Source organism: Microbacterium timonense, assembly GCF_900292075.1.
GTDB lineage: Bacteria > Actinomycetota > Actinomycetes > Actinomycetales > Microbacteriaceae > Microbacterium > Microbacterium timonense.
Window position 1 is genome coordinate 66127 of record NZ_OLMV01000006.1, and the last position, 25846, is coordinate 91972.

The window sequence follows — 25846 nt, forward strand, 5'->3', positions numbered from 1 at the left end:
CGGCGGTGCCGGGGCAGGAGTCAGCGCTCGGACGGGATGATGATCCAGAGCAGGATGTAGGCCCACAGCGACAGGCCGAAGAAGACGACCGCGATCACCGTGAGGATGCGGACCAGCGTCACGTTCCACCCGAAGCGGTCGGCGACGGCGGCGCAGACGCCCGCGATCCACCGTCCTCGCTGAGGTCTCACCAGTGCGTTCATGACTCCATCCTCCGGCAGCGGCGGCCCGCGCGCACGGGGGCATACCCCCGGATCGATGCGGGGGCCGCGGCATCCGCTTGCGCCGATGCCGCGGCCCGCGCTGTCACCGCTCGGTGAGGTGCCCGTCGCGGTTCAGCTCGAGCGTCAGATCCACGCCGATGCGCTCCAGGAACGCGTCGTCGTGGCTGACGACCAGCACCGCGCCGCGGTACGCGGCCAGGGCGGCGACGAGCTGGTCGACCGTGTCCAGGTCGAGGTTGTTCGTCGGTTCGTCGAACACCAGCAGCTGCGGCGGCGGGTCGGCCAGCATCAGGCGGGCGAGGGCCACGCGGAACCGCTCCCCGCCCGACAGCGTGCCGACCGGGCGCTCGACCGCTGCTCCTCGGATGAGGAACCGTGCGAGCTGGTTCCGCAGCTCCACCATCGTCACGTTCGGCGCGGACGGCGCCACGTTCTCGAGCACTGAGCCGCCGTCGTCGAGCCCGTCCACACGCTGCGGCAGGTATCCGACGCGGTCGGTGTGGAGCGCGAGGTGTGAAAGCGGCGGGCTGAATCGGCCCGATTCGCCCTCGGAAGCGCTTGAGCCCTCGAAATATCCCGTCCGTTTCACCGCCGGCCCGATCAGCGTCTCCAGCAGCGTCGTCTTTCCGACTCCGTTCGGGCCGATCAGGGCCACGCGCTCGGGCCCCTGGATGATCCACGAGCGCTCGCCGTCGCCCAGCGTCGCGATGCGCCGGCCGGCCGGCACGCCGGGGTCGGGCAGGTCGATCTTCACGATGTCGTCGTCGCGCACGCGCCGCTCTGCGGCGTCGAGGGCCTCGCGAGCGGATGCCTCGCGATCGGCCTTCTCGCCGCGCAGCTTGCCGGCCGAGACCTGGGCTGCCCGCTTCCTCCCGTTCATGATGATCTTCGGCTCGCGCTTCTCGTCGAACGCCTTCTGGCCCATCTGCTGCCGTCGGGCGATCGTCGTCTCGGCCTCGATGCGCTGTCGCTTTTCGCGCTTGACCGCCTGTTTGGCCGCGCGCTCCGCGTCGCGGGCCGCGCCCTGCTCGGCATCCAGCCACGCACGCCATTCGGAGTACGGCCCGCCGAACACCGACAGCTCGTTGGCGTACAGCTCAGCCGTGTCGTCCATCAGTTCGAGCAGCGCCGTGTCGTGACTGACCACGACGAGCGCACCGCGCCAGCCGCGGACCATGTCGTGAAGACGCGCACGCGCTTCCCGGTCGAGGTTGTTGGTGGGCTCGTCCAGCAGCGCGATGGGCGCTCCGCGCAGGCGGATGCCGGCGATGGCGGTGAGCACGGCCTCGCCTCCCGACAGCTGGCCGACGCTGCGGTCCAGCATGTCAGGGGCGAGTCCGGCCTCGGCGAGCGCGGCGTGCGCCCGGGCTTCGATGTCCCAGTCGGCCCCGACGGCGTCGAAGTGACGCGGGTCGGGGTCCCCGGACTCGATGGCGCGCAGCGCTCGCAGCGTGTCGCCGACACCGAGCAGGTCGGCCACGGGCCGGTTCACGTCGAGCGTCAGCCGCTGCGGCAGGTACGTGGCCTCGGCCGTGCGGGTGATGTGCCCGGACGACGCGGTGAGCTCTCCGGCGACCAGGCGCAGCAGCGTGGACTTGCCGGCGCCGTTGCGGCCGACCAGGCCCGTGCGGCCAGAGCCGAACGAGCCCGAGACATCCGACAGTGCGACGGAGCCGTCGGCCCACGTGAGCGAGACGCGGTCCAGGACGATGGCAGGGGTGAGGGTGTGTGCGGGCATGAGGCCTCCTGTGTCAGTCGTGCGCTGACACCGAGGACCGCTGATACCCGGGGCTCCGGGACGCGAGAAGGCCGGGAGCGGCGGGAAGCGGGGATCGACGTGCAGCGCGAATCTTCGGGGCGCTGGCACGTCAGAACGACGGCAGCGCGATTACAGCGCGGACGCGTCGATCAGCTTCAATGGATTTCCTCACCGAGGGGACAAAGGCCGTACGCCACCATAGCGGACGCGCGAAGAGATGGCCAGGCGAGCCGCGACCCTGCTCTCGTGTCAGTTCGGTAACGGTGACTGATGCGCGAGACGCAGGCTGTCGCGGCCGGTTATGTTTCTCACCACCAGCCCAATCAGAAGATCGAAGGGAACCGATGGCCCCCCAATCCGCCGTCGCGGTCGCTTTGCTGGTCGCGCTCACGGGAGTCCTCGCATCGTGTGTGTCGGCCGCCCGGCCCGCTGTAGAGACGCCGGACCCGGAGGTGACCGCGACGCAACCGGCACCCACCACCACGTCCGAGACGCTCATGGTGGCTCCGGGGGCGAAACCCCCCGTCCTGGCGGACGGTGAGTGCGAGCAGATCCTTCCCCTCGACGTGGTCGCGAAGGCCACCGGGCGAGCCGTGGAACTGGATCGCGCGCCCGCTGGTGGGGGATATGACGCGTTCGCTGGCGCCGGAGGACTTAGTTGTATGTGGTGGTCAGACGGCGTCGACGTCCTGCACGTCGCAGTCTTCACCGCCGACAGTCTCTCGGAGGTCGACCTCGCGACCGTCGACGACTGGCGCGCGAATCCGGCGTGCGATTGGTACTGCTCTGTGATCACCGAGCAGGACGGCTTCGTCGTCATCACGACGATCAACCCGCCGCAAGGCGCTGAGTTCGAGGGGTCCCTGCACGATGAGGCTGTTCGGATTGCGGAGCAGGTCGCTCCGGTCGCCATCGCCAACGTCGATGCGGACGGCGGGTGGGTGAGGGACCGCACGGGCTGGCTCGATGTCGATTGCAGCGCTCTCGGAGGAGCCCTGGGCCCAGCGCTGAGTCGCACCTTCGTCGGCGAGGACTGGGGCGTGTACATCGATCCGCCGCTAACAGCCGGTCTGGTCGCCGACAAAGCCGCCCGGATGTGGGTGTGCCGGTTCGTGGACGCCTCCGGTCAGTACATCGAAGCGTGGGGCTACGCCGGCGCGGCTTGGGGATTCGATCCGTCCAGCGCGTCGGGCGCCCTGCCCGCACCTTGGGTCGGCGGCCCGACGGAAGAGGGCGTGCGCAACGATGGAAGCGTCGGACAGGGGTGGGAGATGAGCGACGGCGTCAACGTCGTGCGCCTCACCGGAGTTCCCGCCGAGCTCGGTCTAGGCGTCGGCGAGGTCGCCGCAGCCCTCGCGGGCTCGCTCACCCCCTGAGACAGCAACGTCAGGTGGCGGCGTCGAGAGCTCCGAGCTGCTTGTCGAGGAACGCGCGCACGTCGACGAGTTCCTGTTCCGAGATGCTGTGCGTGAGGCCCGGGTACACGCGACCGCTGAGCTCGACTTTCTCCGGAAGCCACTGCGTCGTGTACTCGACGAGGAAGCCCGGGATGACGTCGTCGTTGGTTCCTCGCCCCCAGAACACGGGCGGTCGGCGTTCGGCGAGCTCGGCATCGCTCGGCAGCTCGCCGGGCGTGACGTAGCCCGACAGGTTCACGGCGAAGGCGAACCGCTCGGGGTCCAGGCGCAGCGCCTGCACCGAGACCGCACCGCCCTGCGAGAAGCCGAGGAGTCCGACGGATGCCGCCTCCGGCGCGTGTGCGTCGACCCAGTCGATCACTGCCTGTGCCGCCCGCGTGACGTGCGACGCGTCGCGTCCGTCCAGGCCGTCGATCGGATACCACGACCGCCCGGGTGCCGGCCACGGCGGCGTGAGCGGCGCCGCGAGGCTTGCCACGATGAAGCTCTCGGGAAGATAGGCGCGCAGCGGGTAGAGGTCGTGCTCGTCCGCGCCGTAGCCGTGGAGGAGCAGGAGGAGATGCCTGCCGGCGAGGGCCGTGCGTTCGGCGGACCACAGCACGGCATCCGCATCGATCACCAGCGCATCCGGCATGAGCTCATCCTCGCACGCAGAGCCGACAAGCGATCGGGCCGACAGCCGATCGACCCGACCCGGAGCGCCGACACGAGCGACGGGGCTCGGCAGTCGGGGAGGCTGCGGGGTATACAGGAGGCATGTCCGTGCGCACTCCCGACCCCGAGCCTGCAGGCGACGAGCCGTTCGGCCCGCCCGCCGGGAACGTCTCGAACCCCGCCTGGCTCAGCGACATCGAGCTGGAGGAGGCGCGCCGGCGCCTGCCGATGCTCTACGTCGAAGGCATCCCCGTGCGCACCGACGGGATGGGGCAGGTCACCGCGGTGGGGATCCTGCTGCGGGCCACGCCCCTGGGCGAGATCACCCGGACCATCGTCTCCGGCCGCGTGCGCTACGGCGAGACCGTGCGCGATGCGCTCTTCCGCCACCTCGAGAACGACCTCGGGCCCATGGCGTTCCCGCTTCTGCCTCCGCAGCCGGTGCCGTTCACCGTCGCTGAGTACTTTCCGCTGCCGGGCGTCAGCGCCTTCCACGACGACCGGCAGCATGCGGTGTCGCTCGCGTTCGTCGTGCCGGTCACCGGGACGTGCGAGCCTCGCCAGGACGCGCTCGAGGTGACGTGGCTGACGCCGGAGGAAGCGGCATCCGATGCTCTCTCCGCGGAGATGGAGGGCGGACGTGGCACCCTCGTGCGGCTGGCGCTGGCGAGCGTCGGCGCGCTGCGGTGAGTTCGGCCGAGCCTCGCGTCACCTTCCTCGCCGCCGCCGTCGGTGCACCTAGGCTCGCAGAGTGACCCTCGAACCGCTGCCGTTTCCTGACGACTCGACCGCCTGGCCGGCCTTCGCCGCCGACCGCCCCACGGCGCGCATCCAGTGCGTGCGCGAGATCGATGGCCGCCTGAAGCGCGAGCAGACTCTCTCGACGCGGGAACGGCTGGAGCTGTGGAACGACGCCGATATCGCCCTGTCCGAAGCGCTCAGCGAGGCCTACGTGCTGAGCGAGGCACACCCGGACGCGGCGGTGCGCGAGATCGCCGAGGCGCAGGTGCAGGCCGTCGAGTCGCTGTCGGCGTCGCGGCTGCTCGATCGGGGGCTGTGGGATGCCTTCGCGCACGCGTCGGCCGAGGGCCTGGACGACGACGAGGCCCGGCTGCTTGCGCATCTGCTGCGCGACTTCCGACGCGGTGGCGTGGAGCTGGACGACGCCGACCGCGAGCGCGCGCGTCAGCTGGCGGATCGCGACACCGAGCTCTCGCTGGCGTTCTCGCGCAACATCCGCGATGGTCGCCGCGAGATCACCGTGCCGGTGGAGGGGCTTGCGGGAATGCCGCAGGACTTCATCGACGCACACCCGGCCGACGAGAACGGGCGGGTGACGCTGACGACGGACTATCCCGATCTGATGCCCGTCCGCGACTACGCCGTCGACCGAGCGACGCGGATCGCCCTGGTCAGCGCCTACAACGATCTCGCATGGCCCGACAACGACCCCATCCTGGCAGAGCTGCTCGACGTGCGAGCCGAGCGCGCGCGGCTGCTCGGGTACTCAGACTGGGCCGATTACGAGACCGAGACCCGCATGATCGGGTCGGGCGCCGAGGTCCCGGTCTTCCTGGAGAGGCTGGATGCCGCATCCCGCGCTGCCGCGGAGTCGGAGTACCCGCTCCTGCTGGAGCGTCTGCAACGTGATGTGCCCGAGGCCGACCGGGTGCTCATCGCCGACTTCTGGTATCTGCTGGGGGCGATCAAGCGCGAGCAGTACGACGTCGATGCGCAGCAGGTGCGCTCGTACTTCCCGTTCGAGAGCGTCACAGCCGGCGTGCTCGAGGTCACCGGCCGGCTGCTGAACGTCGAGTATGTGCCCGTGGACGTTCCCGCCTGGCACGAGGACGTCCGGACGTTCGACGTGGTGCGGGCCGGCGACCGCCTCGGGCGCATCCATCTCGACCTGCATCCGCGTGAGGGCAAGTTCAACCACGCCGCGTGCTTCCCGCTGGCGCCGGGTGTCGCCGGCCGGGTCCTGCCGGAGGCGGCGCTGCTGTGCAACTTCTCGCGCGGACTGCTGGAGCACGACGAAGTCGTGACGTTCTTCCACGAGTTCGGCCACCTGGTGCACGACATCCTCGGCGGCCGGCAGCGGTTCGCCCGCTTCAGCGGCGTGTCGACGGAGTGGGACTTCGTCGAGGCGCCCAGCCAGCTGCTCGAGGAGTGGGCGTGGGATGCCGAAGTGCTCGCCTCGTTCAGCCGCAACGCCGAGGGCGCGCCCATCCCCGCCGACCTCGTCGCGCGCATGCGCACCGCCGATGCGTTCGGGCGCGCGCTGGAGGTGCGGCGTCAGCTCGGGCACGCCAACGTCTCGTACCGTCTGCACGTCGACCGCCCGGCGGATCTGCAGGCCGAGACCGAGCGGATCTACTCCGCGACGAGCCCGGTGCAGCCGCTGCCCGGCCTGCACTCGTACGCCGGCTTCGGGCACCTCACCGGCTACGGCGCGTGCTACTACACGTACCAGTGGAGCCTCGTGATCGCCCGCGACCTGCTGAGCGGCTTCGGCGGGGGACTGATGGATGCCGAGGCGGCGCACCGCTACCGCACCGAGGTGCTCGAACGGGGCGGTTCGCGCGACGCGAAGGACCTCGTCGAGGCCTTCCTCGGCCGCCCGTTCACGTTCGACGCCTACCGGGAGTGGCTGGCCGGACGCTGACGTTTCGTCGGTTCACCCGCGGGAGGTATTGTTCAGCTACCCCCGCGCAGTAGCCCCTGCGCTCCCCGTGTCGTCGCCGGGAACCCTCGCGACGCGCGACCAGAATCGGAGACCCGACATGTCCGAGCAGGCCGTGAGCCCCGGAAACCCCGGCCAGGAAGATCCGTCGCCCTTCGAGGATCTCATCGGAGAGTCCTCGCCGGCCACGGCGACGCCCGATTTCACGACCACCTTCCGCGGCTACGACAAGGAAGAGGTGCACGCCGCGATCGCGGGCCTCGATGCGCGTGTACGCGCCGCGACCGACGAGGTCACTCAGCTGAAGCAGCAGCAGCGGCGTGCCGGTGCCGCCGTCGCGCAGAGCCGGGCGAAGGTGGAGCGCCTCGAAGCGGACCTGAAGGCGCTGACCGACCGACGCCAGGCGGAGATCGACGAGGCTGTCGCTGCCCGTGAGGCGGAGCTGGATGCCGCACTGGCGGCTCGCCAGGACGAGATCGACCGTCTGGAGGCGGCGCTGGCCGAAGCGGAGGACGTCCGTCGGGCAGAAGTCGAACGCGTCGCGGTGGAGGCGGCCGCCGAACGCGAGGAAGAGAGCGAGCTCGTCCAGCGTCTGCAGGCCGAGCTGGAGCTTGCCAACGCCAAGATCGCCGATGCCGAGCAGCGGGTTCAGGCGCTGAGCGACGAGCTCGTCGGCGCGACCACGGAGACGCCCAACCGCCAGCAGTTCGAGGAGGTGCTCCGGGTCGCCGAAGACCAGGCGAGCCTGCTCATCCGCAACGCGACGATCCAGGGCGACCGGCTGCTCGAGGCAGCCCGCGAGGAGATCGCGAACCGCCGGACGGCCGCCCAGGCTGAGGCCGACGACATCGTCTCGCAGGCGCAGCACGAGGCCCAGCAGGTGCGGCTCAAGATCGACACCGAGCTGACCGCCCACCAGGCGCGCATCGAGCGAGAGGCCGCGCATGCGGCCGAGAAGGTGGCGCAGGCCGAGCGCGAGGCCGCGGCGATCCGCTCCGAGGCCGAGAAGGGCGCGGCGGTGCTGCGTTCGACCGTCGCCCGTGAGACGGCCCGCGACCGGGCCGAGGCCGAGGAGGCGGTGCGCGAGCTGCGGCTGCGCGCGCTGGAGTTCGAGGCATCCCTCACCCGCCGTCAGGACGACGCGCACCAGGAGTTCCTCGTGCTGCACAATCAGGCGGTCGCCCACGCGGAGCGCATCACGCAGGACGCGAACGAGCAGGTCGCCGCGTCGCTCGAGCACGCCCAGCGCGTGTCGGCGAAGGCGGAGGACTTCGAGCGTCTGATGCGGGCCCAGTCGCAGCAGATCGAGGCCGACGCGCAGCTGCGTGCCCGCGAGCACCTCGAGCAGGCGCACGTGAAGGCCGAGCGCATCCTGGAGCTCGTCACCACCCACTCGCAGTCCGTGCTGCGCGACGCCGAAGACCGCACGCGTCAGTTGCGGTGGCAGCAGCACCAGCTCATGAGCTTCATGGCCGAGGTCAAGGAGCTGATCCGGCCCGAGGGCGTCCTCGCCGGGGCGACCGCCGAGACCGACGCCGACGAGGAGACGGATGCTGCTCCGGAGGTGGACGGAGACCCCGAGGAGTCCGAGCAGCACGACGCCTGATCGCCTCCCGTCGTTGAGCGAGGGAGCGCAGCGACCGAGTCGAAACGCGGGAGTGATCGGGCTCGGTCGTTGAGCGAGGGAGCGCAGCGACCGAGGCGAAACGCGGGGTTGTGCGGCGACCGGGGGCGTTTCGTCTCGCTTCGCTCGCTCAACGACCGGGGGTCAACGAGCGAGGGAGCGCAGCGACCGAGTCGAAACGCGGGGGTGTGCGGCGGGGGGCGTTTCGTCTCGCTTCGCTCGCTCAACGACCGGCGGGGCTGATGGGGCTCGGTCGTTGAGCGAGGGAGCGCAGCGACCGAGACGAAACGCGGGGTGTGCGGCGGGGCGTTTCGTCTCGCTTCGCTCGCTCAACGACCGGCGGTCAACGAGCGGGGGAGCGCAGCGACCGAGACGAAACGTGGGAGTGATCGGGCTCGGTCGTTGAGCGAGGGAGCGCCAGCGACCGAGACGAAACGTGGGGTTGCGCGGGGTGTGCGGGGCGTTTCGTCTCGCTTCGCTCGCTCAACGACCGGGGGTCGGGCTGATGGGGTTCGGTCGTTGAGCGAGGGAGCGCAGCGACCGAGACGAAACGCGGGGTTGTGCGGCGGGGGCGTTTCGTCTCGCTTCGCTCGCTCAACGAGCGGGGGTCAACGAGCGGGGGAGGTCTCCCGGGCGATCGCGGCGATGAAGGCGTCGATGTCGTTCTCGGACGTGTCGAAGCTGCACATCCAGCGGACCTCGTTCTTCGCGGCATCCCAGTCGTAGAAGCGGAACGACGCACGCAGGCGGTCCGCGACGCCGTCGGGCAGGGTCGCGAAGACGCCGTTGGCCTGCGTCGGCTGCGTGAAGGAGACGCCCCTGATGGAACCGTCGGCCAGACCCGCTTCGATGCCACGGCGCAGGCGCTGTGCCATCGCGTTCGAGTGCGAGGCGTTCCGCAGCCACAGGTCGCCCTCCAGCAGCGCCAGCAGCTGCGCCGAGACGAAGCGCATCTTTGACGCGAGCTGCATGTCGAGCTTGCGCAGGAACTTCAGGCCTTGTGAGGCCTCGGGGTTCAGCACCACGACGGCCTCGCCGAGCATCGCGCCGTTCTTGGTGCCTCCGAAGCTCAGCACATCCACGCCGGCGTCGCGTGTGAACGCCCGGAAGGGCACGCCCAGCGACGCGGCGGCGTTGGAGATGCGCGACCCGTCCATGTGGACGTTCATGCCCAGACTGTGCGCGTGATCGGCGATCGCGCGGACCTCGTCGACCGTGTACAGGGTTCCGAGCTCGGTGGACTGCGTGATCGACACGACGAGCGGCTGTGCCCGGTGCTCGTCGCCCCAGCCCCACGCCTCACGGTCGATGAGCTCGGGCGTGAGCTTGCCGTCCTCGGTCGGCACGGTCAGCAGCTTGATGCCGGCGACTCGCTCGGGCGCTCCGCCCTCGTCGACGTTGATGTGCGCGGTCCCGGCCGTGACGACCGCCCCCCAACGCGGGAGCATGGACTGGAGGCCCACGACGTTCGCACCCGTGCCGTTGAACACCGGGTACGCTTCGACGCCCTCGCCGAAGTGCCGGCCGAAGACGTCCTGCAGACGCTCCGTGTAGACGTCCTCGCCGTACGAGACCTGGTGGCCGTCGTTGGCGGCCGCGATGGCGGCGAGCACCTCGGGGTGGATGCCGGAGTAGTTGTCGGAGGCGAAGCCGCGGAGGTTCGGGTCGTGGATCGTGGTCACGAGCATCCAATCTAGTTCGCACGCAACGGACCGCCGCCGCGGCGGCGCGTCACAGCGAAGGGTCGGTGAGGTCGACGATGGTGTCGTTGAGCTCGGCGGCGTCGGTGAGCCACAGCCCCGCGAAGCGCTGCGCGAGCGCGTCCTCCAGTCCCGAGAGGCTCTTGACCCGGAAGATGACGGATGCCGCGGCCAGCGGCGCGCCGGAATCCTCAGCGGCCTTCGCGAACCCCTGTGCCTGTGCGCGCGCCCACGCCTCGCTCGCGGCCTTGACCGCGGCGTAGTTCGCGCCGCCGGCAAGGGGCCGCGCGACCGCCGTGGATGACACGATCGCGGTGCGGGCCGATGATGAGGCGCGCAGATCGGCGTCGAAGGCACGGCTGACGTGCCGCAGCGCGGTGAGGGAGCGCGCGAGGAACCGGTAGTCCTCATCGGTCTGGCCGGCGAATCCGCCGCCGCCCCGCCACGCGCCGACGAGGTGGAGCACGCCGTCGACGGCTCCTTCTGCGTCGTGGATGCGTGCGGCCAGCGCGCCGACGTCTGCCTCGTCCGTCAGATCGCACACCTCGGTGCGCAGGCTCCCCGACGCGCCGGCGTCGATGGGTCCGGCATCCGCGTCGGCGGCATTCAGGAGCTCCTTGAGCTTGCCGGGATCGTGCCCGACGGCGACCACCCGCGCGCCCGCGCGCCACAGCTCACGCGTCGCCGCGAGTCCGGAGGCGCTGGTCGCTCCCGCGATGACGACAAGCCTGTCTGCGACGGTCATGCTCCTACCCTCGCACGACGAGCGCGCCGGACGGGGTCAGGAATCACGTCCCGTGATGCCGGCGGTCGATTCGATGACCGGCTTCATCTTCTTGTCGAGCGCCTCGAAGAACATCGACAGCGGGAACTCGTCGTCGAGGACGGCGTCGGTGTAGCCCTTGGGCGCACCGGCGAGGATCTCGTCCGGCAGACCCCGCGCCCACCGCGAGGCCGGATGAGGCGTGAGCGTGCTCCGTACCAGGTCGTACGCCGCGAGCCAGTGCGCCGTCTTCGGGCGGTCGATCGAACGCCAGTACAGCTCGTCGATCGCGTCGCCCAGGGCCACCACGGCGGCCGGTACCTCGTCCCAGTCGAACGCGAGCGCGGTGTCGGTCCAGTGCAGCACGCCACGCTGGTGCAGCCACGCGAACAGCAGCTGGCCCCCGAGTCCGTCGTAGTTGCGCACCCGCGACCCGGTGATCGCGAACCGGAAGATCCGGTCGAAGAGGACGGCGTACTGCACGAGCCTCGCGTGCTCGAGCATCTCGGCCTCGGCGGCGTCCAGTTGCTCGCCGGCGTCGACGCGCGACGTCAGCCGCTTCTCGATCGCGACGCACTCGCGGAAGGCGGTGAGATCGCAGCGCAGCTCCTCGAGCGAGTACAGGAAGTACGGCATCCGCTGCTTGATCATGAAGGGGTCGAACGGGAGGTCGCCGCGCATGTGGGTGCGGTCGTGGATGATGTCCCACATCACGAAGGTCTTCTCGGTGAGCTCTTGATCATCGAGCATGCGCGCGGCGTCGGCCGGAAGCTCGAGCTTCGTGATCTCGGCCGCCGCGCGCACGACGCGGCGATAGCGCGCGGCCTCGCGGTCCTGGAAGATCGCGCCCCACGTGAAGGGGGGGATCTCTCGCATCGCCACCGTCTCAGGGAACAGCACCGCGCTGTTGGTGTCGTAGCCCGGCGTGAAATCGATGAACCGCAGCGACACGAACAGCTTGTTGCTGTAGTCGCCGGCTTCGAGTTGCGCGATGAACTCCGGCCAGATCACCTCGACGAGCACCGCCTCCACACGGCGGTCGGGGGAGCCGTTCTGCGTGTACATGGGGAAGACGACGAGATGACGGATGCCGTCGACCCGGTGCTGCTGCGGCTGGAACGCGACGAGCGAATCGAGGAAGTCCGGGATGCCGAACCCTTCGTCCGCCCAGCGCTCGAAGTCGCGGATCGACGCGGAGAGGTAGGCGGCGTCGTGCGGGAAGGCCGGGGAGAGGGCGCGGATGCTCGCCGTGATCTCCGCGACGCGCGCGCGGGCTTCGGCGTGGGCGGCGGCATCCGGAATCGATCCGTCGTGAACCTGGAGGCTCTGGATCGCGCTCGCCGCGACCTTGAGACGCGACCAGGCGTCGCTGGTCTCGGCCAGGCGCCCGTCCTCGACGACCTCGGGTTCGCCGACGATCGCCTTCGTGCCGTGAAGGGTGGTGTGAGACATCATGAACCTCCGATCTTCGAGTCCTCGGGCTCAGATTCTAGAGAATTTCCCCCACCCGTGTGGGATGGCAGGAAATTTTCCTGCGCGGCGATAGAGTGGGGCCATGCCGGCCCTGGATGATGCGATCGACGCGATGATCGTCAGCGAGGTGTCGCGCCATGCGCGTGCGACGCTGTCGGAGCTGTCCGCCGCGGTCGGCCTGTCGGTCTCGGCGGTGCAGACACGCCTGCGGCGCCTGGAGTCCCGCGGCGTCATCACCGGCTACCGCGCGGTTGTCGACCCGGAGGCGGTCGGCAAGCCGCTCGCCGCGTTCATCGAGATCACGCCGCTCGACCCCGGGCAGCCCGACAACGCGCCGGAGCTGCTCGAGCACCTCGACGAGATCGAGGCCTGCCACTCCATCGCGGGGGACGCGAGTTACATGCTGCTTGTCCGGGTCGCCTCGCCTCGGCGCCTCGAGGCCTTGATCCGCGACATCCGCTCCGCCGCCTCGGTGAACACCCGCACCACGGTCGTGCTCCAGACGTTCTACGAGAACCGCCCGGTCCTGCCCGCCTAGGGCAGGTGGATCTGGGCCGTCTCGATGGTCATGTACGGAATGCCGAGCGTGATCCACGCGTAGACCTTGAAGTTCGTTCCGTCGGCGCCGGTGAGCGGGCGCCCGTCGCTCGCGGTGAGCGTCGAACTCGCCTGTACCCGACCGACCGCGCCGAAGAGGTACTCGCGTCCCTTCTGCACGAGGAAGCGCTTGCGGAACGTGCGCGGCGTGTAGAGCGACCCGGGCAGCTTCGCCCGCTCGGGACCGTAGCTCTGGTCGCGCGTGATCCGTGCGATCGGCATGCTCGCGTAGTCGAGCAGGTCGTACCCGCCGGGGATCACCTGCCACGCGGCGAGCACGACGCTCGCGGTGAGGGTGACACTGCCGGCCGACAGGGTGGGGAAGTACTCCAGGACCGACGCGAGGATGCCGTCCTTCACGTTCACCATCGGCTCGAAGTCGACGGTGCCGAGCGTGAAGGTCGGCGAGTACACCACGCCGATCCCGGCCTCCGACCGCGTGTCGGCACCCGGGTCGGTCCACGGCACGATCGTGTAGGCGAACAGCTCGCCGCTGTCGGCCGACGCCCAGTCGGGGCGGACGCCGTTGCCGATCGCCGGCCACGCGAGAGCGTAGCGCTGGCGATCCGGCGGTGCGGTCAGCCAGTAGTCGCGGTAGTCCGCCCCACGCGGGATGTAGAGCGAGGCCGGCCAGCGGATGCTGTCGGCGATGTCCAACCGCGGTCTGCGGCCGAAGGGGCCCCGCCACGCGGCATCCTCCCACTCGCCCCAGAAGCCGCCGACGCCGCCCCCGCGGACCGGCAGCGACTCAGCGATCTCGGACTCCAGGCCGCTGGCACGCAATGCCTCTTCGATATGGCGGGTGTCGTGGGCGGGTGTCACCTGGTCCGCAGGGAGGGCCAGCATGGCCGGATCGATGTGTGACGGGTCGTGCCGCGGATCGTTCATCACGGGCTCCTCACCTTCGGGGGTTCACGGGGGAGAGTCCCACGCACCTGGGTCAGATACAAGGGCCCGCGGTTCACCGGGAGCGTGGGGCGCCTCGACGGCGGGATGCCGCGTGCGTGCCGGTAGTCTCAACGCATGGAGTCGGCGCCACCTCCGCCTGGCGACGCGCGCGGACGCGGCGTGCTCATCGTCCGCAACGCGGCGTCGGGGACCGCGGTCGTGCGGGCGGATCCTGCCCCGGTCTTCGCGGAGCGACTGCCCGCGGCGGTGATCCACGAGCTCGCCGACGGTGAGGACCTGGCCGCGGTGGTGCGGGCGGCGATGGCATCGGATGCCCCGCCTCGGGTGCTCGGCGTGTACGGCGGTGACGGCTCGGTCTCCCGCATGGCGGCGCTGGCGCGGGAGTACGACCTGCCGCTGCTGGTGATCCCGGGGGGCACGTTCAACCACTTCGCGCGCTCGGCCGGACTCACCGACGTCGACACGGCGATCGACGCCTTCGAGCGGGGCACCACCGTCGAGGTCAGCGCGATCGAAGCCCAGGCGGATGGTGAAGCGCCCGTGCTGGCGCTCAACGCGGTCTCGGTCGGCGCGTATCCGGAGCTGATCGAGGAGCGGGAGCGTCGTCGCGCGCGGCTGGGGAAGTGGCTCGGCGGCGTCGTCGCGGCGTGGCGGACGCTGCGCACGGCCGAGTCCTTGACGATCGTGCGGGAGGGCCGGCGGGCGCGGGTGTGGTCGGTCTTCATCGGAGTCGGTCGCAACGATCCGGAACGTGTGGCGACGATGCAGCGGGAGTCGCTGGAAGATCCCACGCTCGACGTGCGGATCCATCACGCGCGCGGCTCCCGGGTGCGCGCGATGGCGTCCCTCGCCTTCGGGCGGCGCACCGCGGCCGTGCTTCGGGCATTGCGGTTGATGCCGCCTCGCACCGACGTCGAGCGGCTCGTCGTGCAGGAGTTCGAGATGACGGTGCGCATCGAGGACGGGCATCCGTCGGTATACGTACACGACGGGGAGCTCGAACAGCAAGCTGACGGCGGCTTCCGCCTGCGCTGCTCGGTGATCCCGCGCGCCGTGACGGTCTTCGCACCCCAGGGCGCGTCCTGAGGCGACCGGTCGGGCGGCCCTCCGCGGAGCCGACGCGCGGGGCGGGAGGGCGCACCGGGCGCGGGTCCCACCCCGCGAGGCGGGTTCAGTCGTGCTGCGGGAAGCCCAGGTTGATGCCCCCGTGCGAGGGATCGAGCCAGCGGGAGGTGACCGCCTTCTCCGCCGTGAAGAAGTCGAACCCGTGGGGGCCGTACGCCTTCGCATCGCCGAACAGCGATGCCTTCCAGCCGCCGAACGAGTGGTAGGCCACCGGCACCGGGATCGGCACGTTGATCCCGATCATGCCCACCGTCGCCTCGCGCTGGAAGCGGCGTGCCGCACCGCCGTCGTTGGTGAAGATCGCGGTGCCGTTGCCGTATCGGCTCGCGTTGATGATGCCCAGGCCCTCCTCGTAGCCGTCCACCCGCACCACCGACAGCACCGGCCCGAAGATCTCGTCGGTGTACACCGTCGATTCGGTCGGCACGTTGTCGATGAGAGTCGGGCCGAGCCAGAAGCCGTTGGCGTCGCCGTCGACGTCCACCTCCCTGCCGTCGACGACCACGGTGGCGCCGTCCGAGCCTGCGACGTCGATGTACGAGGCCACCTTGTCGCGGTGCTGGCCGGTGATGAGCGGACCCATGTCGCAGCCTCGCGTGCCATCGCCCACCCGCAGGCCCGCCATGCGCTCGGCGACCTTGGCCACGAACGCGTCGGCGATGGCGTCGACCGCCAGCACGACCGAGATCGCCATGCAGCGCTCGCCCGCTGATCCGAAGCCGGCGTTCACGGCGGCGTCCGCGGCGAGGTCGAGGTCGGCGTCGGGCAGCACCAGCATGTGGTTCTTCGCACCGCCGAGGGCCTGGACGCGCTTGCCGTGGGCGGTCGCCGTCTCGTAGACATACTTGGCGATGGGTGTCGAGCCGACGAAGGAGATCGCCCGCACGTCGGGGTGCTCCAGCAGCGCGTCGACCGCCTCCTTGTCGCCGTGGACCACGTTGAACACACCGTCGGGAAGCCCCGCCTCGGTGAGCAGACCCGCGAGCCAGTTGGCGGCGCTCGGGTCCTTCTCGGACGGCTTCAGCACGACGGCGTTGCCGGCCGCCAGCGCGATCGAGAAGAACCACAGCGGCACCATCGCCGGGAAGTTGAACGGGCTGATGATGCCGACGACGCCCAGCGGCTGACGCAGCGTGTAGACGTCGACATCGGTGGAGACGTTCTCGGAGTACGCGCCTTTCGTGAGGTGCCCGACGCCGCACGCGAACTCCACCACCTCCATGCCGCGGGCGATCTCGCCGCGCGCGTCGGCGAGCACCTTGCCGTGCTCGGCGGTGAGGATCTCGGCCAGCTCCTCCTTGCGCGCGTTCAGCAGCTCGCGGAACGAGAAGAGCACCGCCTGGCGCTTGGCGACCGACGCGTCGCGCCACTGCGCCCACGCTGCGCTCGCGGCATCCACCACCGCGCCGACGTCTTCCCGCGTGGCGTAGCGCACCTCCTTCTGCACCGTTCCCAGCGCGGGATTGAAGACCTGACCGGTGCGGTCGGATGCGCCGGCCCACGGCGCCCCGTTCATCCAGTGGTCCAGAACCGCCGTCTCGGTGCGCGGCAGGGTGTCAGTCATCGTGTTCCTCCTTCGGAACCCTCCTCGTGAGAGGGTGTGCACGTGTCACGCGAGGTCTGCTTCGACGCTCGTCAGGGCTTCATCGTAGATCGCCATCGCCTCGTGCACCTCCCCGTCGGTGACGACGCACGGTGGCACCACGTGGATGCGGTTCTCGGCGGTGAACGGCAGCAGCCCTCGGGAGGTCAACTCCTTCTTGAGCCGCGCGACGACGTCCGCGCCGACCGGCTCGCGGGTGTCGCGGTCGGCGACGAGGTCCAGCGCCCAGAAGACCCCTTCTCCCCGCACCTCGCCGATGACCGGGTGCCGCGCGGCGAGCTCCCCGAGGCCCGGGCCGATCGCCTCTTCGCCCACGCGCCGGGCGTTCTCGACGATCCCCTCCGACTCCATCGCCCCGATCGCCGCGACGATGGATGCCGCAGCCAGCGGGTGACCCGAATACGTCAGTCCGCCGGGGAACACGCGCTCGTCGAACGTCGCGGAGATCTGCTCCGAGATGATCACTCCGCCCACCGGGACGTACCCGGAGTTCACGCCCTTCGCGAAGGTGATGAGGTCGGGTAAGACGTCGTGGCCCTGGAAGGCGAACCACCGGCCGGTGCGACCGAAGCCTGCCATCACCTCGTCGAGGATCAGCACGATGCCGTACTTGTCAGCCAGCGCCCGCACGCCCGCGAGATAGCCCGGCGGCGGCACCAGCACCCCGGCGGTGCCCGGCACCGACTCCAGGAGGAGCGCCGCGATCGTCGACGGCCCCTCCGACTGGATGACCCGCTCCAAGTGGTGCAGCGCGCGCTCGCACTCCTCCTCGGGCGTCGTCGCCCAGAACTCCGTGCGATACAGGAACGGCCCGAAGAAGTGCACGTGCCCGCGGGCGAACTGGTTCGGCATCCGTCGCCAGTCCCCGGTGGCCACAATGGCGGCACCGGTGTTGCCGTGGTACGAGCGGTACGTCGACAGCACCGTGTCGCGGCCGGTGTGCAGACGCGCCATGCGGATCGCGTTCTCGATCGCGTCCGCGCCGCCGTTCGTGAAGAACACCTTGGCGAAGCCGTCCGGTGCCTTGCCGAGGATCCGTTCGGCGGCCCGCCCGCGGTGGAGGTTCGCCGTGGCCGGGCCGACCGTGGCGAGTCTTTCGGCTTGCTCGCGGATCGCGGCGACGACGGCGGGATGCTGATGCCCGATGTTCACGTTGACCAGCTGGCTGGAGAAGTCGAGCATGCGGTTGCCGGCGTGATCCCACACCACGGTGCCGGAGCCGCCGGCGATGACGGGGAGGTCCAGCCCAGCTTGCGCTGACCAGGAGTGGAACACGTGGGCGCTGTCGAGCTCTTTCGCGACGGCGTCGAGATCTTCGGTCATGCCGCCACGTTTCCCGTTCTCCGGCCGACGGTCAAGGGCGGGCGTTCACGACTTGGCCGTGAGGTGCGTCTGCAGTGCCGGGATCACCGTCTCGCCGTAGACGCGGAGCGTCTCCTCCTTGCTGTCGTGCTGGAGGTACCCGGCGAACTGCGTCACCCCCAGTTCGCGCAGCTGCTCGAGCTTGGCGATGTGATCCGCGGCGGAGCCGAGGACGCAGAAGCGGTCGACGATCTCGTCGGGAACGAAGTCGACGTGGTCGTTCTCGGCCCGGCCGTGCGTGTTGTAGTCGTAGCCGGTGCGCCCGGCGATGTAGTCCGAGAGGGCGTCGGGGATGGCGCCGTGGTGGCCGTACTTCGCGACGATGTCGGCGACGTGGTTGCCGACCATCCCGCCGAACCAGCGGCACTGGTCGCGCATGTGCTGCCGGTCCTCCCCGATGTACATCGGCGCCGCCACGCAGAACGCGAGCGACTCCGGGTCGCGGCCGGCGGCGGCCGCGGCATCCTTCACCGTGCGGATCATCCACGCGGCGATGTCCACGTCTGCCAGCTGCAGGATGAACCCGTCGCCCACTTCACCGGCCACCTTCAGCGCCATCGGGCCGTACGCCGCGACCCAGAGGTCCAGCCGCGATCCGCGGCTCCACGGGAACCGCAGGGTGGCGCCCTTGTACTGCACCGACCGCGAGTTGGCCAGTTCCCGGATCACATGGATCGACTCGCGCAGCTCGGCCATCGTCACCGGCGACCCGTTGGTCACGCGGACCGCCGAGTCGCCGCGCCCGATGCCGCAGATCGTGCGGTTGCCGTACATCTCGTTGAGGGTCGCGAAGACGGATGCCGTGACCGTCCAATCCCGCGTGGCAGGGTTCGTGACGAACGGGCCCACCGTGACCCGCTTCGTCTCGGCGAGGATCGCCGAGTGGATGACGTAGGGCTCCTCCCACAGGAGGTGGGAGTCGAACGTCCACACGTGACTGAACCCGTGCGCTTCGGCGAGCTGCGCGAGCTGGACCACCCGTGCGGCGGGTGGATTGGTCTGCAGGACGACCCCGAAATCCATGGGTTTGCTCCTAGGTCCGCGACGTTTCGTCTCGCTCGTTCCTCGCTCGCTCAACGACCGGGAGATGCCGGTCGTTGAGCGACAGCAGCGCCCGGGAGTTCCGGTCGTTGAGCGAGCGAAGCGAGACGAAACGCGCCATGTCAGATGAGGTACTGCGAGAGACCGCGCTTGAGGAACCGCCCGTCGCCGGGCCGCCCGAGATACTCCCCGCCATCCACGATGACCTTGCCCCGTGAGAGGACGGTGTCGACGTGGCCGTCGATCTCGAACCCCTCCCACGCGGAGTGGTCCATGTTCATGTGGTGCGACGCGGCCGAGATCGTGGTGTGGCCGTTCGGGTCGTAGACGACGACGTCGCCATCGGCGCCCGGCTGGATGACGCCCTTCCTGCCGTACAGCCCGAACATGCGCGCCGGCGTGGTCGAGGTCAGCTCGACCCAGCGCTCGAGCGTGATCTTGCCCGTCACCACGCCCTGGTACATCAGGTCCATCCGATGCTCGATCGAGCCGATGCCATTGGGGATCGCGCGGAAATCCTGAAGCCCCAGGTCCTTCTGACCCTTCATGCAGAACGGACAGTGGTCCGTCGACACCATCTGGATGTCGTTGGTGCGCAAGGCCTGCCACATGTGGTGCTGATGGCCTTCTTTGCGGCTGCGCAGCGGCGTCGAGCACACCCACTTCGCACCTTCGAACTGGCCCCACTCCTGGCTGAACGCGCCCAGCTGCTCCTCGAGCGACAGGTACAGGTACTGGGGGCAGGTCTCGCCGAACACGTTCCACCCCTGGTCGCGTGCCCACGCGAGCTGGTCCACCGCCTGCTTCGCGCTCACGTGCACGACGTACAGCGGTGCGCCGGTGAGGTTGGCGAGCATGATGGCGCGGTGGGTGGCCTCCTCCTCCATCTGCCACGCGCGGGCGATGCCGTGGTAGTACGGCGCCTTCTTGCCGGCATCCGCCAGCTGCGCCGCGAGCACGTCGATCGCCGGCCCGTTCTCGGCATGCATCATCGTGAGCATGCCGGTCTCCTGCGAGACCTGCATCGCCTTGAGCACCTGCGCGTCGTCGGAGTAGAAGACGCCGGGGTAGGCCATGAAGAGCTTGAAACTGGTGATGCCCTCGTCGACGAGCCCCCGCATCGCGGCGAGTGAGTCGTCGTCGACGCCGCCGATGATCTGGTGGAAGCCGTAGTCGATGGCGCAGTTGCCGGCCGCCTTCTCGTGCCACGCGGCCAGGCCGTCCTGCACCCGCTCCCCGTAGCGCTGCACCGCGAAGTCGATGATCGACGTCGTGCCGCCCCAGGCGGCCGCGCGCGTGCCGGTCTCGAACGTGTCGGACGCGTTGGTGCCGCCGAAGGGCAGCTCCATGTGGGTGTGCGCATCGATGCCGCCGGGGATGACGTACTTCCCCGTGGCGTCGATGACGGTATCGACGGATGCCGCGACATCCGTGCCGAGCAGCTGCGAGCCGGGTGCGAGCACCGCGGCGATCGTCTCGCCGTCGATGAGCACGTCTGCGTCGCCTCGTCCCGTGGCCGAGACGACGGTGCCGCCCGTGATGAGTGTGGTGGTCATTCTGAGATGCCTCCGATCTCGGTCGTTGAGCAAGGAGCGAAGCGACGAGACGAAAAGCCTGCAGGCTGCTGGACCGTTTCGTCTTGCTTCGCTCGCTCGACGAGCGGGGTAGTGGTCACGGTTTCGCGATCGTCGTGTACGAGTCGGGGCGGCGGTCCCGGTAGAACTGCCAGTCGTCGCGCATCTCGCGCACCATGTCCAGGTCGAGGTCGCGCACCAGCAGCTCCTCGCCCTCGCCCGAGCCGCGCTCGCCGACGAAGTTGCCGCGCGGGTCGATCACCTGGCTCGTGCCGTAGAAGTCGACCGCGAGCTCGCCGTACTCGTTGTCCTCGCGGCCGACCCGGTTGGGCTGCAGCACGAAGTAGCCGTTCGCCACCGCAGCCGCCGGCCCCTCGATCTCCCACAGCCGGTTCGACAGGCCGGGTTTGGTGGCGTTGGGGTTGAAGACCATGTGCGCGTCGCCCAGGCCGAGCTCGCGCCACCCCTCGGGGAAGTGGCGGTCGTAGCAGATGTACATGCCCACGCGGCCCACGGCGGTCTCGAACACCGGGTAGCCGAGGTTGCCCGGACGGAAGTAGAACTTCTCCCAGAACCGGTCGAGATGCGGCAGGTGGTGCTTGCGGTACTTGCCGAGGATCGTGCCGTCGGCGTCGACGAGCACCGAGGTGTTGTAGTACACGCCGGTCTCGGCCTCCTCGTAGATGGGGAGCACCATCACGATCCCCAGCTCGTTCGCCAGCGCCGCGAAGCGCTGCACGATCGGCCCCTCGGCCGACTCCGCGTAGCGGTAGTACTTCTTGTCCTGGGTGATGCCGAAATAGGGCCCGTAGAAGAGCTCCTGGAAGCACACCACCTGAGCGCCCTGCGCGGCCGCGTCCCGCGCGAACCCCTCGTGCTTGTCGAGCATCGACTCCTTGTCGCCCGTCCAGGTGGTCTGCGAGATCGCCGCGCGTACCGTCGTCATGTCGCTCCGTCCGTTGTGTCGCGACAGTAGGGCCTCTTCCGTTCCGCGACAAGAGGGGCGCCGACGATACATCTGCAGACGGATGCCGCGGCATCCGCCCCTCGCGTAACGTGAAACGGTGTTCCGCCGCCTGAAGACGTACCAGCTCGTGGTCGATGTCACGGTCGCGGTCGTCTTCCTCGTCACCGCGTGGCCCATCGAGACGGTGGTGGTCACCGGCGCGTTCGGGCTGGAGTACCGGCTGGGATCGCTCGGGCACGGCCTCATCGGCTTCGTGCTGGCGGCGCTGTTCAGCGCGGCCCTCGCCCTGCGCCGGCTCTCTCCAGCGCTGGCGCTGGGACTTGCCTGGCTGGGCGCGGTCGTCCAGATGGGTCTCGGCCGTCCTCCGAGCTACGCCGACGTCGCCATCTTCGCCGTGCTGTACGCGACCGCCGCGTACGGCTCGCGCGCGGTGTACTGGAGCGGGTTCGCCTCGGCGCTGGTGGGCGCGATCGTCATCACCGTGTACCTGTTCGCCGGACCCTCCTTCGCCGGCGGCGGGCTGTCGTGGCACACCCTGCCCCTGGCGTTGGTCATGCTGGTCGCGGCGGCCTTCGCGCTCGGCCTCTCGTGGACCATCGGCGCCCTGGTGCGCACGGCGGTGCGGGCGCGGGAGAACCGCGAGGCTCAGCAGCGCGCCGAGGCGGAGACCGCAGCAGAGCATGAGCGCGTGCGCATCGCCCGCGACATGCATGACGTCGTCGCGCATTCGCTGGCCGTCGTGATCGCGCAGGCAGACGGTGCGCGCTACGCGGTGGCCGCGGGCGAGGCGAACCCCCAGGCCGCCTCGAGCACCCTCGATGCCGCGATCGCGGCCGAGGCGCTGACCACCATCTCGGCGACCGCCCGCTCGGCGCTGGCCGACGTGCGACTGCTGCTCGGCCAGTTGCGCCACCAGCAGGGCGACGGTCCGCAGCCGACGCTGGCCGATCTCGAGGAGCTGTACGCGCAGGTGCGTGCCGCCGGCGTACCGCTGCGGGTCGACGTCGACCCCGCCCCGCCGGGGGGGCCGCCCGCGGCCGTCCAGCTGGCCGTGTACCGCATCCTGCAGGAGGCGCTCACGAACGCGCTGCGGCACGGGATGCCCCAGGGCGAGGTCGCCGTCCGGCTGGCGTGGCTGCCCGACCGCGTCGAACTCGAGGTGAGCAACCCGCTCGCGCCCGGGCCCCGAGCGGCGAGGGCGGGGCACGGTCTCATCGGCATGCGGGAGCGGGCGCAGCTGGCCGGCGGCCGACTCGATGTCGTCGAGGACGACGGAGCGTTCACCGTCCGCGCACACGTCCCGGTCGGAGGTCCCGCATGATCCGCGTGGCGCTCGTGGACGACCAGGCGCTGTTCCGCGCGGGGATTCGCATGCTCGTGGACTCGCAGCCCGACCTCGAGGTCGTGGCCGAGGCATCCGACGGTCGCGAGGCCGTCGACGTCGTACGCCGCAGCCGGCCCGATGTCGTCCTCATGGACATCCGCATGCCCGTCATGGACGGTCTCGCCGCCACCGCCGAACTGCTGACCGACCCCGACCCGCCCCGTATCGTGATGCTCACGACCTTCGACCTCGACGAGGCCGCCGCCCGTGCGATCCGCCAGGGAGCCAGCGGCTTCCTCCTCAAGGATGCCGATCCCGAGTTCCTGCTCGCTGCGATCCGCACCGTGCACTCCGGATCGGCGGTGATCGCGGCATCAGCGACCCGCGATCTGTTCGAGCGGTTCACGGATGCCGCCCCTCGGCCCGTTCCCGCCGCCTATCGCGAGCTCACCGAGCGCGAGCGCGAGATCTTCGCGCTGGCCGCCCGCGGGCTCTCCAACGCCGAGATCGCCGCACGCGAGTTCCTCTCCGAGGCGACGGTGAAGACGCACATCAGTCGCATCCTCACCAAGCTGGGCCTGCGCGACCGGGTGCAGCTCGTGGTCTTCGCGTTCGAGCACGACCTCGCCTAGCCCGGACCCGGCGCGCCGCGGGATCATCCTCGAGATGTACGAGGATGCCTCCGCAGGCCGACGCGCGCGACACCGGGCCGTTCCTAACGTCGAAGGCATGGAACTCTCATCGACAGACCTGGGCCTGGCTGCCCGGGTGCAGCAGCTCACCAAGACCTACGGCGCGGGCGAGAGCACGGTGCACGCGCTGGACGGCGTGAGCGTCGGGATCCGCCGCGGCGAGTTCACCGCGATCATGGGGCCGTCCGGCTCCGGCAAGTCCACGCTGATGCACATCATGGCGGGCCTGGACGCCCCCACCTCCGGTCGCGCGTGGATCGGCGACACCGACATCACGGGACTCTCCGACCTCGAACTGACGATCCTGCGCCGGCGCCGCGTCGGCTTCGTCTTCCAGGCCTTCAATCTCGTGCCCACCCTCGACGCGATCGGCAACATCCTCCTGCCGTTCGACCTGGACGGTCGCCGGCCCACGACGCTGGAGCGCGCGCGCATCGACGGCCTCGTCGAGCGGCTGGGATTGACAAGCCGGCTCGGTCACCGCCCGCACCAGCTGTCGGGCGGGCAGCAGCAGCGGGTGGCGATCGCCCGGGCACTGGCCACCGCACCGGACCTCGTCTTCGCCGACGAACCGACCGGCAACCTCGACTCGCGCTCGGGACGCGAGGTGCTCGCGCTGCTGGCCGCCGCCAGCCGCGAACAGGGGCAGTCCATCGCGATGGTCACGCACGATCCGGTCGCCGCCTCGCACGCCGACCGCGTGCTGTTCCTCGGCGACGGCCGCATCGTCGCCGACAAGCCGCGTCAGAGCGCCGAGGAGATCTCGGCCTACATGCTCGCCACCGAGCTCGGCGCGGCACCGGCCGTCGAGGTGGCCTCGTGAGCGCCGTCGCCGAGACCCGGGTCGGACGGATGCCGCGGCCCGGCGCGGGAGGCGCGCGCGCGGCGACCGCCGCACCGGCGTGGCTGCGCGAACGGGGAATGGGCGCGAGCATCCTCGTGTCGGCGATCTCCACCGCGTTCGGCGCCGTCCTCTTGAGCGCCACCGGCTTCATCGCCGCGTTGCTTGAGGCGGACCCCTACATCGGTGACAGCGAGACGCTCGCCGTGGTGCTGGCCATCCTGAGCGTGCTGCTCATCGGGGTCGCCGTCTATGTCGCGGCCATCGTGACGGCCAACACGTTCGCCACGGTGATCGCCGGCCGCACCCGTCGCATCGCACTGCTGCGTCTGATCGGGGCGTCGGCGCGCTCGCAGCGAGCCGAAGTGGCGCGGCAGGGTCTGATCGTCGGGATCGTGGGCGCGGCCATGGGGCTCGTCGGCGGGATCCTGGTGTCGTGGGCCGGCGTGGTGGCGGCCACGCAGCTGCTGGGGATCGACGGAGTGGAATACGCCGTGGTGCGGCCGGTGCTGGCCATCCCCGCCATCGTCGTCGCCCTCACCACGTGGGCCGCCGCGTGGGTAGGGTCCCGTCGCGTGCTGACCGTCACGCCGCTGCAGGCGCTCGGCGGGTCGGTCGAGGCGTCCCACGACGCGTTCACCCGACGGGGCGTCCGCAACGGCGCCGCCGTGACGCTCTTCGCCATCGGCGGCATCCTGTTGGCGGGCGGCATCGTGCTGGGCCTTGCCAGCCCGCTCGGGGTCATCGTCGCCTTCTTCGGCGGCATCTTCTCGTTCACCGGGCTCGCGATGGGGGCGACGCTGGTCATGCCTCCGGTGCTGCGCCTCGTGGGCAGGCTCTTCGGCTCGTCCGCCACCGCGCGACTGGCCGCCGAGAACGCCTTGCGCTACCCGGAGCGTTCGAGCCGCATGGCCATCGGCGTGGTCATGGGCGTGACGCTGGTGACGATGTTCGCCGTCGCACTGGAGACGGTGAAGGCGGTGCTGACGGCCTCGGCGGGCGGAGAGGCGCCCGAGGAGCTCACCACGCTGCTCGACACGTTCGCCGGCATCATGATGGGGCTCGTCGCCGTCTCCGCCGTGATCGCGGCTGTCGGCCTCGTCAACCTCCTGACGATCGGCGTGGTGCAGCGCCGGCGCGAGCTGGGGCTGCTGCGGGCGCTGGGCGTCTCGACGGGGCAGGTGCGCCGCATGGTCCTGCTGGAGGCGGCGCACATCACCGTCGCCGCCACCGTGACCGGCCTCGTGCTCGGCGTCGCCTACGGCTGGGCCGGTGCGCAGTCGCTGCTCGGCTCGGTGCCGATGCCGCCGTCGTTCTCGGCGCCCACGCTGGTCGCCCCGGCCGTGCCGTGGCTTCCCGTGGTGATCATCGTGGCAGCCACGGCCGTGCTCACACTGGTCGCCGCCGTCGTGCCGACGCGGCTCGCGACGCGGGTGGCCCCGGTCGAGGCGCTCGCCGAGTGACGGTGGACGGCGGCTGCGGCGCCGGCTTCGCGCTGCGGCCGCCGTTCACT

Annotated in this window: 22 protein-coding genes; 10 read left to right on the plus strand and 12 right to left on the minus strand. The window is 70.3% G+C overall.

The features are described 5' to 3' along the window. Positions 1-20: 20 nt before the first annotated feature. A complete protein-coding gene (locus C9992_RS15295; RefSeq protein ID WP_106816507.1) occupies positions 21-203 on the minus strand; it encodes a PspC domain-containing protein in 183 nt (60 codons plus the stop codon). Positions 204-306: 103 nt separating this feature from the next. Beyond that, positions 307-1962, minus strand: a complete 1656-nt coding sequence (locus C9992_RS15300) for an ABC-F family ATP-binding cassette domain-containing protein (RefSeq protein ID WP_106816508.1) — start codon at positions 1960-1962, stop codon at positions 307-309. Between the two features lie 473 nt (positions 1963-2435). On the opposite strand from C9992_RS15300, the gene C9992_RS15305 reads away from it, so the two are divergent. Then, on the plus strand, positions 2436-3359 hold the full coding sequence (locus C9992_RS15305) for a hypothetical protein (RefSeq protein WP_146145342.1): 924 nt from the start codon (positions 2436-2438) through the stop codon (positions 3357-3359). A 10-nt stretch (positions 3360-3369) separates the two neighbouring features. On the opposite strand, the gene C9992_RS15310 is transcribed toward C9992_RS15305, so the two are convergent. Further along, positions 3370-4035, minus strand: coding sequence for an alpha/beta hydrolase (locus C9992_RS15310; RefSeq protein WP_106816510.1), 666 nt, complete (start codon positions 4033-4035; stop codon positions 3370-3372). A gap of 122 nt (positions 4036-4157) precedes the next feature. On the opposite strand from C9992_RS15310, the gene C9992_RS15315 reads away from it, so the two are divergent. The 3 genes from C9992_RS15315 to C9992_RS15325 all read left to right on the plus strand — a co-directional run bounded on the left by C9992_RS15315 (position 4158) and on the right by C9992_RS15325 (position 8344). Next, positions 4158-4745, plus strand: coding sequence for an NUDIX hydrolase family protein (locus C9992_RS15315; RefSeq protein ID WP_106816511.1), 588 nt, complete (start codon positions 4158-4160; stop codon positions 4743-4745). Between the two features lie 61 nt (positions 4746-4806). Continuing rightward, positions 4807-6720 carry a M3 family metallopeptidase gene (locus C9992_RS15320; RefSeq protein WP_106816512.1) on the plus strand — a complete coding sequence of 638 codons (1914 nt, stop codon included), beginning with the start codon at positions 4807-4809 and terminating at the stop codon, positions 6718-6720. Between the two features lie 118 nt (positions 6721-6838). Next, on the plus strand, positions 6839-8344 hold the full coding sequence (locus tag C9992_RS15325; protein ID WP_235008275.1) for a coiled-coil domain-containing protein: 1506 nt from the start codon (positions 6839-6841) through the stop codon (positions 8342-8344). A gap of 626 nt (positions 8345-8970) precedes the next feature. Here C9992_RS15325 and C9992_RS15330 read toward each other — a convergent pair. The 3 genes from C9992_RS15330 to C9992_RS15340 are packed head-to-tail and all read right to left on the minus strand — an operon-like array spanning position 8971 to position 12277. Beyond that, positions 8971-10044 carry a threonine aldolase family protein gene (locus C9992_RS15330; protein WP_106816618.1) on the minus strand — a complete coding sequence of 358 codons (1074 nt, stop codon included), beginning with the start codon at positions 10042-10044 and terminating at the stop codon, positions 8971-8973. A gap of 49 nt (positions 10045-10093) precedes the next feature. Then, entirely contained in the window at positions 10094-10807 is a 714-nt protein-coding gene (locus C9992_RS15335) for an SDR family NAD(P)-dependent oxidoreductase (RefSeq protein ID WP_106816513.1), read from the minus strand. Between the two features lie 36 nt (positions 10808-10843). Then, positions 10844-12277, minus strand: coding sequence for a DUF6421 family protein (locus C9992_RS15340; protein ID WP_106816619.1), 1434 nt, complete (start codon positions 12275-12277; stop codon positions 10844-10846). Positions 12278-12380: 103 nt separating this feature from the next. Here C9992_RS15340 and C9992_RS15345 point away from each other — a divergent pair, with 103 nt between their 5' ends. After that, positions 12381-12836: an Lrp/AsnC family transcriptional regulator gene (locus C9992_RS15345; protein ID WP_106816514.1), complete on the plus strand. Its 456-nt coding sequence runs from the start codon at positions 12381-12383 to the stop codon at positions 12834-12836. Here the strand turns inward: C9992_RS15345 and C9992_RS15350 are convergent. After that, on the minus strand, positions 12833-13783 hold the full coding sequence (locus tag C9992_RS15350; protein WP_106816515.1) for a hypothetical protein: 951 nt from the start codon (positions 13781-13783) through the stop codon (positions 12833-12835). The genes C9992_RS15345 and C9992_RS15350 overlap by 4 nt on opposite strands. A gap of 135 nt (positions 13784-13918) precedes the next feature. Between C9992_RS15350 and C9992_RS15355 the strand changes: the two genes are divergently transcribed. Beyond that, on the plus strand, positions 13919-14890 hold the full coding sequence (locus C9992_RS15355; RefSeq protein WP_106816516.1) for a diacylglycerol/lipid kinase family protein: 972 nt from the start codon (positions 13919-13921) through the stop codon (positions 14888-14890). A gap of 85 nt (positions 14891-14975) precedes the next feature. On the opposite strand, the gene C9992_RS15360 is transcribed toward C9992_RS15355, so the two are convergent. The 5 genes from C9992_RS15360 to C9992_RS15380 form a co-directional block, all read right to left on the minus strand. Further along, positions 14976-16493 (minus strand): CoA-acylating methylmalonate-semialdehyde dehydrogenase, encoded by a 1518-nt coding sequence (locus C9992_RS15360; RefSeq protein ID WP_106816517.1) that lies wholly within the window; start codon positions 16491-16493, stop codon positions 14976-14978. A gap of 45 nt (positions 16494-16538) precedes the next feature. Then, positions 16539-17855: an aspartate aminotransferase family protein gene (locus C9992_RS15365; protein WP_106816518.1), complete on the minus strand. Its 1317-nt coding sequence runs from the start codon at positions 17853-17855 to the stop codon at positions 16539-16541. A 45-nt stretch (positions 17856-17900) separates the two neighbouring features. Then, positions 17901-18917: a TIGR03842 family LLM class F420-dependent oxidoreductase gene (locus C9992_RS15370; RefSeq protein ID WP_106816519.1), complete on the minus strand. Its 1017-nt coding sequence runs from the start codon at positions 18915-18917 to the stop codon at positions 17901-17903. A 140-nt stretch (positions 18918-19057) separates the two neighbouring features. Next, positions 19058-20491, minus strand: a complete 1434-nt coding sequence (hydA, locus tag C9992_RS15375) for a dihydropyrimidinase (RefSeq protein WP_106816520.1) — start codon at positions 20489-20491, stop codon at positions 19058-19060. A gap of 115 nt (positions 20492-20606) precedes the next feature. Next, on the minus strand, positions 20607-21455 hold the full coding sequence (locus C9992_RS15380; protein WP_106816521.1) for a nitrilase-related carbon-nitrogen hydrolase: 849 nt from the start codon (positions 21453-21455) through the stop codon (positions 20607-20609). A gap of 118 nt (positions 21456-21573) precedes the next feature. Here C9992_RS15380 and C9992_RS15385 point away from each other — a divergent pair, with 118 nt between their 5' ends. The 4 genes from C9992_RS15385 (at position 21574) to C9992_RS15400 (ending at position 25796) form a co-directional block, all read left to right on the plus strand. Further along, a complete protein-coding gene (locus C9992_RS15385) occupies positions 21574-22797 on the plus strand; it encodes a sensor histidine kinase (RefSeq protein WP_106816522.1) in 1224 nt (407 codons plus the stop codon). Further along, on the plus strand, positions 22794-23432 hold the full coding sequence (locus tag C9992_RS15390; protein ID WP_106816523.1) for a response regulator: 639 nt from the start codon (positions 22794-22796) through the stop codon (positions 23430-23432). The genes C9992_RS15385 and C9992_RS15390 overlap by 4 nt, the downstream gene beginning before the upstream one ends. A gap of 97 nt (positions 23433-23529) precedes the next feature. Next, the gene (locus C9992_RS15395) at positions 23530-24315 is read left to right on the plus strand and encodes an ABC transporter ATP-binding protein (RefSeq protein ID WP_106816524.1); all 786 of its coding nucleotides are present in this window, start codon (positions 23530-23532) and stop codon (positions 24313-24315) included. A 98-nt stretch (positions 24316-24413) separates the two neighbouring features. After that, positions 24414-25796 (plus strand): ABC transporter permease, encoded by a 1383-nt coding sequence (locus C9992_RS15400; RefSeq protein WP_200826363.1) that lies wholly within the window; start codon positions 24414-24416, stop codon positions 25794-25796. The last annotated feature ends 50 nt before the right edge of the window (positions 25797-25846 follow it).

Coding starts and splice junctions, on each gene's coding strand:
- C9992_RS15390 (WP_106816523.1), top strand. CDS start 22,794: ATGATCCGCGTGGCGCTCGTGGACGACCAGGCGCTGTTCCGCGCGGGG.
- C9992_RS15315 (WP_106816511.1), top strand. CDS start 4,158: ATGTCCGTGCGCACTCCCGACCCCGAGCCTGCAGGCGACGAGCCGTTC.
- C9992_RS15380 (WP_106816521.1), bottom strand. CDS start 21,455: ATGACGACGGTACGCGCGGCGATCTCGCAGACCACCTGGACGGGCGAC.
- C9992_RS15395 (WP_106816524.1), top strand. CDS start 23,530: ATGGAACTCTCATCGACAGACCTGGGCCTGGCTGCCCGGGTGCAGCAG.
- C9992_RS15295 (WP_106816507.1), bottom strand. CDS start 203: ATGAACGCACTGGTGAGACCTCAGCGAGGACGGTGGATCGCGGGCGTC.
- C9992_RS15360 (WP_106816517.1), bottom strand. CDS start 16,493: ATGACTGACACCCTGCCGCGCACCGAGACGGCGGTTCTGGACCACTGG.
- C9992_RS15300 (WP_106816508.1), bottom strand. CDS start 1,962: ATGCCCGCACACACCCTCACCCCTGCCATCGTCCTGGACCGCGTCTCG.
- C9992_RS15325 (WP_235008275.1), top strand. CDS start 6,839: ATGTCCGAGCAGGCCGTGAGCCCCGGAAACCCCGGCCAGGAAGATCCG.
- C9992_RS15310 (WP_106816510.1), bottom strand. CDS start 4,035: ATGCCGGATGCGCTGGTGATCGATGCGGATGCCGTGCTGTGGTCCGCC.
- C9992_RS15370 (WP_106816519.1), bottom strand. CDS start 18,917: ATGGATTTCGGGGTCGTCCTGCAGACCAATCCACCCGCCGCACGGGTG.
- C9992_RS15400 (WP_200826363.1), top strand. CDS start 24,414: ATGGGCGCGAGCATCCTCGTGTCGGCGATCTCCACCGCGTTCGGCGCC.
- C9992_RS15335 (WP_106816513.1), bottom strand. CDS start 10,807: ATGACCGTCGCAGACAGGCTTGTCGTCATCGCGGGAGCGACCAGCGCC.
- C9992_RS15355 (WP_106816516.1), top strand. CDS start 13,919: ATGGAGTCGGCGCCACCTCCGCCTGGCGACGCGCGCGGACGCGGCGTG.
- C9992_RS15340 (WP_106816619.1), bottom strand. CDS start 12,277: ATGTCTCACACCACCCTTCACGGCACGAAGGCGATCGTCGGCGAACCC.
- C9992_RS15365 (WP_106816518.1), bottom strand. CDS start 17,855: ATGACCGAAGATCTCGACGCCGTCGCGAAAGAGCTCGACAGCGCCCAC.
- C9992_RS15345 (WP_106816514.1), top strand. CDS start 12,381: ATGCCGGCCCTGGATGATGCGATCGACGCGATGATCGTCAGCGAGGTG.
- hydA (WP_106816520.1), bottom strand. CDS start 20,491: ATGACCACCACACTCATCACGGGCGGCACCGTCGTCTCGGCCACGGGA.
- C9992_RS15350 (WP_106816515.1), bottom strand. CDS start 13,783: ATGAACGATCCGCGGCACGACCCGTCACACATCGATCCGGCCATGCTG.